This is a genomic window from Cupriavidus pauculus (assembly GCF_008693385.1).
Taxonomy (GTDB): Bacteria; Pseudomonadota; Gammaproteobacteria; order Burkholderiales; family Burkholderiaceae; genus Cupriavidus; species Cupriavidus pauculus_D.
Map to the genome: position 1 here is coordinate 1,518,761 of NZ_CP044065.1, position 12,023 is coordinate 1,530,783.

The following is a 12,023-nucleotide window of genomic DNA, read 5'->3' on the forward strand; positions in this document are numbered from 1 at the left end:
ACCCCCGACACTATCCAGCTGGCAGGCATGGCCATGACTCACGACGAAATCTTCGCGCGGATCTCCGCGGTGCTCCAGGACTCCTTCGAGATCGATGCGGACCGCATCCGACCCGACGCGCGCCTGTATGAAGACCTCGACATCGACAGCATCGACGCGGTGGACCTTCTGGTGAAACTGAAACCGATGCTCGACAAGCCCCTGAAGCCCGAGCACTTCAAGTCCGTCCGTACCATTCAGGACGTGGTGGAAGCGCTTGCGCTGCTGATCGACTCCGATACTTCCGCGACGGCCTGATGTCGTGGCGCAAGATCGGCCTGGTAGCGATGACGCTCTGCTACCCGGTTGTCGTCTATGTGGGGCTCCAGTACTGGCCGCCCCGCATCGTGGCGCTCTTCCTGATCGCCATGCTGGTGCTGCGCCTCGCCACCGGCAGGCAGGCCGGCGCGCGCGCGATGGCGCTGGCCGCCGGCGCCGTGGCGCTCGTGGTGTTCGCCTCGGGCGACGCGATGCCGCTCAAGCTCTATCCCGTCTTTATCAATGCGCTGATGCTCGCGCTCTTCGGCTGGAGCCTGTGGCATCCGCCGACCGTGGTCGAACGTATCGCACGTCTGCGGGAACCGGATTTGCCGCCGGCCGGCGTGGCCTACACGCGCAAGGTCACGGTTGCGTGGTGCGTGTTCTTCTGCTGCAACGGCGCCATGGCGCTGCTGACTGCGCTGTTTGCCGATGACGCCACGTGGGCGCTCTATAACGGCGCGATCGCCTATGTGCTGATCGGCACCATGTTCGGTGGCGAGTGGCTCGTGCGGCGCCGCGTCATGGCGGGGAACGGGCAAAGGAATGGACATGCCTGAGGTGCGAACGACGGACGGCGCGTGGCGCGGTGTGCGCGGCGCGATGGGCGCGCTCGCACGGCGGACCGCTCACGGCCACGCGCAAGACCCGACGCAAGACCCGACGCAAGACCCGACGCAATCCGCCTCGCTCCTCGCGAGCACGGCCGCGTGGCGCGCGGTATTCGCCGCGGCGCCGGGCCGCCGGTGGGCCCTGTACATCGAGTCGCCGCAAGAATTTGCCGCGGCCCTGTTCGGCGCATGGCACGCAGGCAAGCACGTCGTACTGCCGGGCGACCTCCGCGCCGATACGCTCGATGCGCTGCGCGCGCATACCGATGGCTGGGCCGGCGAGATGCCGGGCGGCCTTGTGCCCTCCCCCTCGACGGCGTCGCCGGCATATGGCTACCCCCCGCTGGACTGGCCCCCGCTGCCCGAGGACGCGGGCATCACGCTGTTTACGTCGGGCTCCACCGGCACGCCGACCGCGATCGAGAAGCGGCTTGCACAGCTGGACGCCGAGACGGCCACGCTGCAAGCCGCATTCGGCGCGCGCCTCGCCGCCGACGCGCAAGTGCTCGCCACCGTTTCGCATCAGCATATCTATGGGCTGCTGTTCTGCGTGCTGTGGCCGCTTGCCGCGGGCAGGCCGCTGCCCGATGACCGATTGGCGTTCAACGAGGAACTCGTGACGCGCTGCGGTGCGATGCCGCGGACGGCCGTGCTTGTCACGAGCCCCGCCCATCTGCGCCGGTTGCCCGAAGGGCTCGACTGGGGACCCGTGCGCGAGCGCGTCGGCGCGGTGTTCTCTTCCGGCGGGCCACTGCCGCCCGCCGCGGCCGACGACGCGCTGCGGCAACTGGGCCAGTCGCCGATCGAAGTCTTCGGCAGTTCCGAGACCGGCGGCATCGCGTGGCGCCAGCGCGCCGCGCATGGCGACCGCTGGGCGCCGCTGCCGGGCGTCGCATGGCGCATCGAGGAGCGCTTCCTCGCGGTACGTTCTCCGCATCTGCCCGACGACGGCTGGTACGTCTGCCCGGACCTCGCCTACGCCGACGCGGACGACAGCTTCGTGCTGCAGGGCCGCGCCGATCGCGTCGCGAAGATCGAGGAAAAGCGTATCTCGCTGACCGCCATCGAGCAGGCGCTCGTGGCATCTCCATGGGTACGCGACGCGCGCGTGCTGCTGATGGACCTGCCCGTCGGCACGCGCGTGGCCGCGGCACTTGCATTGACCGACGAAGGCGATGCCGCGCTGGCGGAACGCGGCCGCGCGGCATGGATTGCCGCGCTCAAGGCATCGCTGGCCGGCAGCGTCGACCCGCTCGCCGTGCCGCGCCGCTGGCATGCCACGCGCGACGACCTGCCCGCCAATACCCAGGGCAAGACGACCGACGCCGCGTTGCGGGACCTGTTCCGGCAGACGCTGCCGTCCGTGACCTGGATCGAACGCGAACCCTGCAAGGCCGCGGCGATGCTCGACGTGCATGCGCATCTGGCCGTGTTCGACGGGCACTTTCCCGGCGCGCCGATCGTGCCCGGTGTCGCCCAGGTCGACTGGGTCATGACACTGGCCCCGCAGGCGCTGCCCGTGCCGTCGCGCACCGCGTTCATGCGGCTCGACGTGCTGAAGTTCCAGGGCATCATTCGCCCGGGCATGCAGGTACGGATGGACCTCGAATGGCATGCGGACAAGCATGCGCTGGCCTTCCGCCTGACCTCCGACGCGGGCCCGCACGCGAGCGGGCGCGTCGCATTCCGGAGCCCCGCATGACCGCCGCAGCCGACTTCCGCCCCGTGGTGCTGGTGCCCGTGTACAACCACGAACGCGCGATCGGTGCGATGGTCGATGCCATCCTCGCGCATCCCGTGCCGTGCCTGCTGATCGACGATGGCAGCAGCGCATCCTGCGCGGCGGTGCTGCGCGACCTCGCGGCACGCGCCGACGGCCGTGTGACGCTGATTCGCCTCCCGCGCAACCAGGGCAAGGGCGCGGCCGTGATGGCAGGCTTCGATGCCGCATGGCAGGCGGGCTATACGCACGCCCTGCAGATCGACGCCGATGGCCAGCACGATGCCGACTGCATTCCGGCGTTCTTCGACCTCGCGCGGCGCCACCCCGAGGCGATCGTATGCGGCACGCCGCTCTACGACGCATCGGTGCCGCGCGGACGGCTGATCGGCCGGTATGTCACGCACGTCTGGGTCTGGGTGCATACGCTCTCTTTCGCCATCCGCGATTCGATGTGCGGGCTGCGTGTCTATCCGCTTGCCGCGGTGGTGCCGCTCACGCGCACGACGCGCATCGGCCCGCGCATGGAGTTCGACACCGAGGTGCTCGTGCATCTGGTGTGGCGCGGCATCTCCGTGCTGAATATCGCCACGCCCGTGACCTATCCGAGCGATGGCGTTTCGCACTTCCGCATGTGGCGCGACAACGTGCGCATCTCGTGGATGCATACGCGACTGTTCTTCGGCATGCTCGGCAGGCTGCCGATGCTGCTCGCGCGCAAGCTCGCCTGAGCACACGGAGACGACGGCCATGCGATCCCTTGCCCCCGACAACCTCGCTGCCTCGCGGGATGGCGCGCGCCATTGGAGCCGCATTGGGGAAGCGACGTGCGTATGGGGTATCTGGTGGCTCTATGCCGTGCATCGCGTGCTGGGCCGCTCGGTCTTCCGCGTGGCCCTCTATCCGGTGGTGATGTACTACTGGCTGGCACGGCCGGTGGCGCGACGCGCGTCGCTGGACTATCTGCGCCGGCTGCATCGGACTGCGGGCGACCACGTCGTACCCGGGGCGCGGCATACGTTGCGGCACCTGTACGCGTTCGCCGAGACGCTGCTCGACAAGCTGCTGGCCATCAGCGGCCGCTATCCGTTCGAGAACGTCGCGCGCGAAGGGGTCGAGGTGCTCGAGCGCCAGCTGGACACCGGGCGTGGCGGCATCATCGTCACCGCGCATATGGGGTGCCTCGAACTCTGCCGCGCGCTCGCGCAGAAGCGCGCGGGACTGCGGCTGACCGTGCTCGTGCACACCGCGCATGCGCAGCGGTTCAACCGCATGCTGTCGCGGCTCGATGCCGACAGCACGCTGCAGTTGCTGCAGATCGACGACATCACGCCGGCGACCGCGCAGCAACTGGCCGATCGTGTGAACGCGGGCGAGTTTGTGGCCATCGCGGGCGATCGTATTCCCGTCCACGGTGGACGCACGGTCACCGTGCCGTTTCTCGGCGCGCCCGCGCAGTTTCCGATCGGTCCATACGTGCTGGCCGCGCTGCTCGACTGCCCGTTGTTCGCGATGGGATGCATCCGGCAGGGCGACGGCCATCTGCTCCGCTTTACCGAACTGGCGCGCGAAGTGGCCCTGCCCCGCGCGCGGCGCACCGAAGCCCTGGCCCATCATGCGAGCGCCTATGCCGCATGGCTGGAGGGGCTGCTGGTGCAGTCGCCATACGACTGGTTCAACTTCTACGACTTCTGGGCAAGCCCGAACCCATGAACCCAGTACTGAGTCACGACATTACGCTGAGCCCCGCGTTCCACGACCTCGATCCGATGAACGTGGTGTGGCACGGCAACTATGCCCGCTACGTCGAGCTGGCGCGTACCGCCCTGCTCCAGAAGTTCGGGTATGACTACCCCGCCATGCGCGACTCGGGCTATGCATGGCCCGTGGTCGACCTGCGTCTGCGCTATGTGCGGCCGATCGTCTATGGCCAGAGCGTCACGGTTCGCGCGACGATCGTCGAATGGGAGCATCGGCTCAAGATCGATTACCTGCTGCGCGATGCCGCCACGGGCGAGCGCCTGACCAAGGGCTACTCGGTGCAGGTCGCCGTCGATATGCAGACCGGCGAGATGTGCTACGAGTGCCCGCCGGTGCTGTGGGAGCGGCTGGGAGTGAAGCCATGAGCCGGATCGTCGACCGCCGCGCGATCGTGCTGGCGATGACCGCGTGCGTTGCTTTCGCGGGGACGGGCACGCTCGCCGTGGCAGCGGAGAAGACGTCCGGAAAAGGCCCCGACACGCTGCACGACATCACCGCGCGGCTCTCGGATGCACCGGTCATTCGCGGCCGCTTCGAGCAACGGCGGCAGTTGGCGGGATTCGCCACGCCCCTCGTATCGAAGGGCGACTTCGTGCTCGCGCGCGAGCACGGGCTCGCGTGGACCACGCGCGAACCGGTGGCGTCGAGCCTCGTCGTCACCCCGACGCAGCTCGTCGTGCGCGGTGCCGATGGACAGGTGCAGCAGCGCATGGCGGCCGACAATCAGCCCGCAATGCGGATTCTGGGCGAATCGATGGTCGCGCTGCTGCGCGGCGACTTTTCGTCGCTGCTGCCGCGCTTCAGTGTGGACGCGCGCAAGACGGGCAAGGACGGCTGGGCCTTGACGCTCACGCCGACGGATGCGGGAATCCGCCGCGCGTTCACGCGCATCGACCTGTCCGGCGACCGCTTCGTGCGCAGCATCCGCATGGATGAGGCCGGCGGCGATACCACGCAGATCCGGCTGATCGATCCCACCGCGTCACCGCAACTTTCCGCGGCGGAGGCACAGCGTTTTGAGTAAGCCGATTCACCACGCCTCCGCCGGTGTTGCCGATACCGGGGCAAGTGCCCTGGTGCCGATGTCCCCGTTCGCGCGGGTGCTCGCGGTCCTCTGGCTGCTGGCCGTGCTCGCGCTCGGCTGGCATCAGGCGAATTTCTGGCGCGACGGGCGCGTCGATACCGACATCATGGCCCTGCTGCCGTCGAGCGAGCGCACGGCCACGGCGGACCGCGTGCTGCGGCAGCTCGCCGAGGATGTCTCGCGCGAGGTCGTGGTGCTCGTCGGGGCCCCGGACTGGCAGGCGGCACGCCACGCGGCGGACGGCATTCGCGCGGTCACGGGCGCGCATCCCGAACTGCTCAAGCCCATCGACAAGCTCGGCACGTTCGACCTCGATGCGGCGCTGGCGTTCTATCGGCCATGGCGCGGCCGGCTGCTGACCGACGCGCAACGCGCGCAACTGACCCACGCCGATGCCGATGCGTTGTCGCAGCAGGCACTGGCCCGCCTCTATCAGATTTCTTCGGGCTCCGCGCTCACGGGCTGGGCTGCGGATCCGCTCGGCCTCTGGCAGGACTGGTGGCTTGCGCGCGCGGACGTGACGCGCGTGCGCGAGCGCGACGGGCTGCCTTCGTTCACCGCCGACGGCATGCAGTGGATTCTGCTCACGTACCGCATTGGCAAGCCCGCGTTTTCGGTCGGGGGCGACACCGACTATGGCGACCTCCTTGCCGCGGCGGAAGCCCGCGCGCGGCGGGACAACGCGGGCGTTCGCGTGGTATCGGCCGGCATTCCGCTGCATGCGGAAGCGGCGGCGGCGCGCGCGAGCTTCGAGATCAACGTGATCGGTTTCGGTTCGCTGGCCGCGGTGCTGCTGCTGGTCTGGCTGGCATTTCGTTCGATGCGCCCGATCGTGCTGGTGGCGCTGTCGCTCGCCATTGGCACCGCGGCCGCGATTTCGGTGACGGCCATCGTGTTCGATCGCGTGCATCTGATCACGCTCGTGTTCGGTGCCAGCCTGGTCGGAGTGGCGGAAGACTACGGCATTCATTACTTCGTGACGCGGCAGGCCAATGGCAACCGCTCGCCGGCCAGCACGATGCGGCTGCTGCTGCCGGGCATGGCGCTCGCGCTTTCGACGAGCGTCGTAGCCTATCTGGCGCTCGGCGTGGCGCCGTTCCCCGGCCTGCGGCAGATGGCGCTGTTCTCGGCGGTCGGTCTCGTTGCCGCGTTCCTGACCGTGGTGCTCTGGTTTCCGCTCCTCGACCGCGGCCGCCTGCGCCCGACGCGGATGTCCGAATGGCTGACGCGCGGGCTTGCGCGCTGGCCGCGCGCTCGCATGGACCGGCCCACGCTTATCGCCGGGGCGGCGCTGGTGGTCTTTATCGTGAGCGGCCTGCTGCAGGTGCGCGTGGTGGACGATGTGCGGCAGTTGCAGAACTCGCCCGCGCATCTGGTCGATGCGCAGCGCACGGTCGGCCGTCTGCTCGGCAGCCCGAGTCCGACGCAGTTTCTGCTGGTGCGCGGTGCTTCGCCCGATCAGGTGCTCGAGCGCGAAGAAGCCGTGAAATCGCGGCTGCGCGGGCTGGTTGCGCAGGGTCGTCTCGATGGTGTCATCGCCTTGTCCGACTGGGTGCCCTCGGCTGCCACGCAGCGTGCCGATGCCGCGCTGACGGGGCCGCTCGAGGAAGCGGTGCGCGAGCGGGTGGCCAAGGCCTTGCGCACGACGCGCGTGGCCATGCCGTCGGACGATGCGCAGCCGAACGATGTCCTGACGCTGTCGGCCTGGCTGGCGAGCCCGGTGTCGGCGGCGCTGCGGCATCTGTGGCTGGGCCGTGAAGGTCATTCGACAGGGCCCTATGCCAGCGTGGTGCTGCTGCGCGGTCTGGCGGACCCGGCTGCCGCGAGCGCGGTGGAGGCGGCGGTGTCGGGGTCGCCCGGGGTCGAGTATGCCGATCGCATTGCCGATCTCACCGGTCTGCTCCATCACTATCGGGTGCTGATGACGTGGCTGCTGCTGGCCGGGGCGGTCGCGGTGTCGGTGCTGCTTGCGTGGCGTTATGGCCGGGCCTCGTGGCGCGCGCTTGTGCCGACGTTGCTGGCGGGCCTGTGCAGTGTGGCGTTGCTCGGGTGGCTGCAGGTGCCGCTTCAGCTGTTTCCTGTACTGGCGCTTGCGTTGCTGCTTGGCGTGGGGGTGGACTATGGCATCTTCCTGCTGGAGCATCCGGGGGATGGGGTGTCGTGGACGGCGATCGTGCTTGGCGCGGCGAGCACGCTGCTGGCTTTCGGGCTGCTTGCGCTGTCCTCGACGCCCGCGCTGCACGCGTTCGGCGTGACCATGCTTGCGGGGGTGGGGGCGGTGTGGGCGTTGTCACCGTGGTTCCGGCCATGAGGCGGGCGACGCTGCTTGCCCTCCTCGTCCCGGCATGGCTGGCCGCTTGCGCGGGCCCGGCCGGACCGGGCTCGGCCGCGCCCATGGCCTCGACACCTGGCGCACCCCCTGGGGCTCCCATGCCCGTGCCGCTGCTGCGGTTGCCGCCCGCCTCGCTGGGCCGTGCGCTGACGCTGCAGCAATCGATCTCCGCGGACTTCATGCACGCAGGCCGGCGCGAGCATCGCGAGCTGCAGGTTCTGCTCGAAGCCAACGCCCGGCACACGCGGCTTGCCGCGATAGGCGGTGGGCAGGTGCTCGCGCGCCTCGACTGGGATGGCGCGGATCTGCGCATCACGCGCTCCCCGTGGACGCCCGATACCGTGCAACCCGAGCGCATCCTCAGCGACCTCCAGCTATCCGTATGGCCCGCCGAGGCGATTCGTGGCGCGCTGCCGCAGGGCTGGACCCTCGACGACGCGCCCGCGCAGCGGCGTCTGCGCCAGGGCGACGAGGTCGTGGTGGACATTCGCTATCCCGACCCCGCCACCACGTTGATCGAGCAGCGCCGCGATGGCTATCGGCTGACCATCCGCACGTTGCCCGCTGCCATTTCCGGAGCCGACCAATGACCGCTTTTCTCGATACCGTCGGCGTGACCTGCGCACTGGGCCGCGGCCGCGACGCCGTGCGCGATGCGATGTGGAAGACCGACCTCGCCGGCATCGGCGAAGTCACCGACCGCTACAGCACGGGGCGGCCACTGCTGCTTGGCACGGTGCCAGACCTCTCTGACGACGCTTCGCTTGCGAGCGCGCTGCCCGATGCGTATCGCAGCCGCAACAACATGATGCTGCTCGACGCGCTGTCGCAGATCCGCGAAACCGTGGACGCCGCCATCGCGCGTGTCGGCCCCGCGCGCGTCGCCGTGATCATCGGCACCAGCACCTCCGGCATCCACGAAGGGGAACGCGCGATCCAGCATCTGTCCCGGCACGGCACGCTGCCCGCTTCCTATCACTATGGACAGCAGGAACTTGGCTCGCCGGCCCTGCTGCTGGCAAAGGTCCTCGGCACGCGCGGCCCCGCCTATGCGATCTCCACCGCGTGCTCCTCCGGCGCCAAGGCCATGGCCGCCGGCGCGCGGCTGCTGCGCCACGGCCTGGCCGACATCGTGCTGGCCGGCGGCGTCGACACGCTGTGCGCGTTCACGGTGGCCGGCTTCTCGGCGCTGGAATCGGTCAGCGCCGCACGCTGCAACCCGCTGTCCGCGAACCGCAACGGCATCAACCTCGGCGAAGGCGCGGCCCTGTTCCTCATGTCGCGCGAGGCAGGCCCGGTACGGCTGGCCGGATGGGGCGAATCGTCGGACGCCCACCATGTCTCCGCGCCCGACCCGCAAGGCGAAGGCGCGCGCCTCGCGATGCGGCAGGCGATCGCCACCGCCGGCATCGAGCCGAACGCCATCGACTACGTGAATCTGCACGGCACCGCGACGCCCGCCAACGACGTCATGGAAGCGCATGCGGTCGCCGACCTGCTCGGCACCGATGTGCCCGTCAGCTCGACCAAACCGCTGACCGGCCATACGCTGGCGGCGGCCGGCGCCGTCGAGGCGGCCCTGATGTGGCTGACGATAGCGGGAAATCCGCGCGGGCAGTTGCCCCCGCACTGGTGGGATGGCGCCGCCGACGGCGCGCTGCCGGCGCTGCACGTCGCGGAACCCGGTGGCACGCTCGGCCGCGCGCCGCGCTACGTGCTGAGCAACTCGTTCGCGTTCGGCGGCAGCAATTGCACGCTGGTCATGGGTGCCGCATGATGACGTCGAACCTTCCACCGCCCAACGCGCTACCCCCGGTGCGCGAGGTCGTCCCGCACGGCGGGGCCATGCTGCTGCTCGACGCGCTGGTGTTCGCCGATGACGCGCAATGCATCGCGCGCGCCGAAGTCCGCGCCACGCAGCTGTTCGCCGACGCCGGCGGCATGCCGGCATGGGTCGGCATCGAGTACATGGCGCAAACTATCGCCGCATGGTCCGGCATGCGGGACCGGCGCGACGGCAAGCCGCCCGGCATGGGCTTCCTGCTCGGTTCCCGCCGCTATGAATGCGACCTGTCGCACTTTCCCGTGGGCTGCACGCTGACCGTCAGCGTACGGCCCGAACTGATCGGCGACAACGGTCTTGGCCAGTTTGCGTGCCGCATCGACATGGACGGCCGCGAAGTGGCGCGCGCGAACGTTTCCGTTTTCCAGCCTGCGGATGCGCGGGCGTTTCTGCAAGGACAAGAGGTATGAGCAATCCCACGGTTCTGGTCACGGGATCGTCGCGCGGCATCGGCCGCGCCATCGCGCTGCGCCTGGCCCGCGAAGGCTACGACGTGGCCATCCACTGCCGTTCGCGCCGCGATGAAGCGGAATCGGTGGCCGACGCGGCGCGCGCGTGCGGCCGCAAGGCTCGCGTGCTGAGCTTCGATGTTTCGCAGCGCGAGGAAACCTCGCGCGTGCTGCTGGCCGACATCGAGGCGCACGGCATGTACTACGGCGTGGTCTGCAATGCGGGCATCGCGCGCGACGCGGCGTTTCCGGCGATGACGGGCGAGGAATGGGACGATGTGGTCCACACCAACCTCGACGCGTTCTACAACGTGCTGAACCCGCTGGTCATGCCGATGGTCCAGCGCCGCCAGCCTGGCCGCATCGTCACGCTGTCCTCGGTGTCGGGCCTCGTGGGCAATCGCGGCCAGACCAACTACAGCGCGGCCAAGGCCGGCATCATCGGCGCCACCAAGGCACTCGCGATCGAACTGGCCAAGCGCGACATCACGGTGAACTGCGTGGCGCCGGGCCTGATCGACACCGATATGGTGGAGCCGCACGTGCGCGAGGAAGCGTTGCGCATGATCCCGGCGCGCCGGCTCGGCTCGCCCGACGAGGTGGCGGCGACGGTCGCCTTCCTGATGTCGCGCGACGCGGGCTACATCACGCGCCAGGTGATCTCGGTCAACGGGGGGATGTTCGGATGAAGCGCGTCGTCGTGACAGGTGCGGGCGCCATCTCGGCGCTCGGCAATGACTGGGCCGCGGTGCGCCAGTCGCTCGCCTCCGGCCGCAACACCGTGGTGCGCATGGCCGACTGGGATGACATCAAGGGCCTCAACACGCGGCTGGGCGCGCCGGTACCGGAACTCACGCTGCCGCCCCACTACACGCGCAAGGCCACGCGCTCGATGGGCAAGGTGGCCTTGATGTCCGTGCTGGCGAGCGAAACCGCGCTGCGGGAAGCGGGGCTGCTCGGCCATCCGCTGGTATCGGGCGGCAAGCTTGGCATCGCCTACGGCTCGTCCACGGGCACGCCCGAGGCCGTTGCCGATTTCGGCCGCATGCGCACGGAGCGCACGACCGAGGACATCAGCGCGACGACGTATATCCGCATGATGCCGCATACCACGGCCGTGAACATCGGCGTGTTCTTCGGCATTACCGGACGCATCGTCACCACGTCGAGCGCATGCACGTCGGGCAGCCAGGGCATCGGCTACGCATACGAGGCGATTCGCAGCGGGCGGCAGATCGCCATGCTGGCCGGCGGCGCCGAGGAACTCGATGCCACGGAAGCCGCGGTCTTCGACACGCTCTTCGCCACGAGCACGCGCAACGATGCGCCCGAGACCACGCCGCGCCCGTTCGATAGCGAACGCGACGGGCTCGTGCTAGGCGAAGGCGCCGCCACGCTGGTGCTCGAGGAACTCGAGCATGCACGCGCACGCGGCGCGCGCATCCTGGCCGAGATCGTCGGCTTCGGCACCAATAGCGACGGTGCCCATGTGACCCAGCCCAAGGCCGACACGATGGCCGTGGCGATGCGCCTGGCGCTGGAAGACGCCGCGCTCGACGCGGGTCGCATCGGGTATATCAACGCGCATGGCACCGCCACCGACCATGGAGACATTGCCGAGTCGCACGCCACCCACGCGGTGTTCGGCGCGGGCGTGCCCGTGAGCACGCTCAAGAGCTATATCGGCCATACGCTCGGCGCCTGCGGCGCGCTGGAAGCGTGGATGACCATCGAGATGATGCGCGACGGATGGTTCGCGCCGAACCTCAACCTGCGCACGCCCGACCCGCGCTGCGCGGAACTCGACTACATCATGCATGCGCCGCGCGAACTCGACACCGAGTACGTGATGAGCAACAACTTCGCATTCGGCGGCATCAACACGTCGCTGATCTTCCGCCGCTGGAACGAAGATACCGAGTGAAA

At 69.2% G+C, this 12,023-nt stretch carries 13 protein-coding genes; all 13 read left to right on the forward strand.

From position 1 onward, the window contains the following. Window positions 1-33 precede the first annotated feature (33 nt). The 13 genes from FOB72_RS06925 (at window position 34) to FOB72_RS06985 (ending at window position 12,021) form a co-directional block, all read left to right on the forward strand. Complete coding sequence (locus FOB72_RS06925) at window positions 34-297, forward strand: acyl carrier protein (protein ID WP_109582665.1); 264 nt, start codon at window positions 34-36, stop codon at window positions 295-297. After that, on the forward strand, window positions 297-857 hold the full coding sequence (locus tag FOB72_RS06930) for a hypothetical protein (RefSeq protein WP_150371852.1): 561 nt from the start codon (window positions 297-299) through the stop codon (window positions 855-857). The genes FOB72_RS06925 and FOB72_RS06930 overlap by 1 nt, the downstream gene beginning before the upstream one ends. Beyond that, the gene (locus tag FOB72_RS06935; protein ID WP_223851446.1) at window positions 850-2,610 is read left to right on the forward strand and encodes an AMP-binding protein; all 1,761 of its coding nucleotides are present in this window, start codon (window positions 850-852) and stop codon (window positions 2,608-2,610) included. The genes FOB72_RS06930 and FOB72_RS06935 overlap by 8 nt, the downstream gene beginning before the upstream one ends. After that, window positions 2,607-3,359 carry a glycosyltransferase family 2 protein gene (locus FOB72_RS06940; RefSeq protein WP_150371853.1) on the forward strand — a complete coding sequence of 251 codons (753 nt, stop codon included), beginning with the start codon at window positions 2,607-2,609 and terminating at the stop codon, window positions 3,357-3,359. Before FOB72_RS06935 ends, FOB72_RS06940 begins: the two co-directional genes overlap by 4 nt. 19 nt (window positions 3,360-3,378) lie before the next feature. Beyond that, on the forward strand, window positions 3,379-4,341 hold the full coding sequence (locus FOB72_RS06945) for an acyltransferase (protein ID WP_150371854.1): 963 nt from the start codon (window positions 3,379-3,381) through the stop codon (window positions 4,339-4,341). Continuing rightward, the gene (locus FOB72_RS06950; protein WP_150371855.1) at window positions 4,338-4,754 is read left to right on the forward strand and encodes an acyl-CoA thioesterase; all 417 of its coding nucleotides are present in this window, start codon (window positions 4,338-4,340) and stop codon (window positions 4,752-4,754) included. Before FOB72_RS06945 ends, FOB72_RS06950 begins: the two co-directional genes overlap by 4 nt. Beyond that, complete coding sequence (locus tag FOB72_RS06955) at window positions 4,751-5,413, forward strand: outer membrane lipoprotein carrier protein LolA (protein ID WP_223851447.1); 663 nt, start codon at window positions 4,751-4,753, stop codon at window positions 5,411-5,413. The genes FOB72_RS06950 and FOB72_RS06955 overlap by 4 nt, the downstream gene beginning before the upstream one ends. After that, window positions 5,406-7,784, forward strand: coding sequence for an MMPL family transporter (locus tag FOB72_RS06960; RefSeq protein WP_223851448.1), 2,379 nt, complete (start codon window positions 5,406-5,408; stop codon window positions 7,782-7,784). Before FOB72_RS06955 ends, FOB72_RS06960 begins: the two co-directional genes overlap by 8 nt. A 119-nt stretch (window positions 7,785-7,903) precedes the next feature. Continuing rightward, a complete protein-coding gene (locus FOB72_RS06965; RefSeq protein ID WP_223851449.1) occupies window positions 7,904-8,395 on the forward strand; it encodes a DUF3261 domain-containing protein in 492 nt (163 codons plus the stop codon). Next, a complete protein-coding gene (locus tag FOB72_RS06970) occupies window positions 8,392-9,582 on the forward strand; it encodes a beta-ketoacyl-ACP synthase (protein WP_150371857.1) in 1,191 nt (396 codons plus the stop codon). The genes FOB72_RS06965 and FOB72_RS06970 overlap by 4 nt, the downstream gene beginning before the upstream one ends. Then, window positions 9,579-10,058 (forward strand): hotdog family protein, encoded by a 480-nt coding sequence (locus FOB72_RS06975; RefSeq protein WP_223851450.1) that lies wholly within the window; start codon window positions 9,579-9,581, stop codon window positions 10,056-10,058. The genes FOB72_RS06970 and FOB72_RS06975 overlap by 4 nt, the downstream gene beginning before the upstream one ends. Then, a complete protein-coding gene (gene fabG, locus FOB72_RS06980) occupies window positions 10,055-10,786 on the forward strand; it encodes a 3-oxoacyl-ACP reductase FabG (protein ID WP_150371858.1) in 732 nt (243 codons plus the stop codon). Before FOB72_RS06975 ends, fabG begins: the two co-directional genes overlap by 4 nt. After that, complete coding sequence (locus FOB72_RS06985; protein ID WP_150371859.1) at window positions 10,783-12,021, forward strand: beta-ketoacyl-ACP synthase; 1,239 nt, start codon at window positions 10,783-10,785, stop codon at window positions 12,019-12,021. Before fabG ends, FOB72_RS06985 begins: the two co-directional genes overlap by 4 nt. Window positions 12,022-12,023: the final 2 nt, after the last annotated feature.

What these genes read in the sequence shown, in the direction of transcription:
- FOB72_RS06925 (WP_109582665.1), top strand. Translation starts at nt 34, where the DNA reads ATGACTCACGACGAAATCTTCGCGCGGATCTCCGCGGTGCTCCAGGAC.
- FOB72_RS06930 (WP_150371852.1), top strand. Translation starts at nt 297, where the DNA reads ATGTCGTGGCGCAAGATCGGCCTGGTAGCGATGACGCTCTGCTACCCG.
- FOB72_RS06935 (WP_223851446.1), top strand. Translation starts at nt 850, where the DNA reads ATGCCTGAGGTGCGAACGACGGACGGCGCGTGGCGCGGTGTGCGCGGC.
- FOB72_RS06940 (WP_150371853.1), top strand. Translation starts at nt 2,607, where the DNA reads ATGACCGCCGCAGCCGACTTCCGCCCCGTGGTGCTGGTGCCCGTGTAC.
- FOB72_RS06945 (WP_150371854.1), top strand. Translation starts at nt 3,379, where the DNA reads ATGCGATCCCTTGCCCCCGACAACCTCGCTGCCTCGCGGGATGGCGCG.
- FOB72_RS06950 (WP_150371855.1), top strand. Translation starts at nt 4,338, where the DNA reads ATGAACCCAGTACTGAGTCACGACATTACGCTGAGCCCCGCGTTCCAC.
- FOB72_RS06955 (WP_223851447.1), top strand. Translation starts at nt 4,751, where the DNA reads ATGAGCCGGATCGTCGACCGCCGCGCGATCGTGCTGGCGATGACCGCG.
- FOB72_RS06965 (WP_223851449.1), top strand. Translation starts at nt 7,904, where the DNA reads ATGCCCGTGCCGCTGCTGCGGTTGCCGCCCGCCTCGCTGGGCCGTGCG.
- FOB72_RS06970 (WP_150371857.1), top strand. Translation starts at nt 8,392, where the DNA reads ATGACCGCTTTTCTCGATACCGTCGGCGTGACCTGCGCACTGGGCCGC.
- FOB72_RS06975 (WP_223851450.1), top strand. Translation starts at nt 9,579, where the DNA reads ATGATGACGTCGAACCTTCCACCGCCCAACGCGCTACCCCCGGTGCGC.
- fabG (WP_150371858.1), top strand. Translation starts at nt 10,055, where the DNA reads ATGAGCAATCCCACGGTTCTGGTCACGGGATCGTCGCGCGGCATCGGC.
- FOB72_RS06985 (WP_150371859.1), top strand. Translation starts at nt 10,783, where the DNA reads ATGAAGCGCGTCGTCGTGACAGGTGCGGGCGCCATCTCGGCGCTCGGC.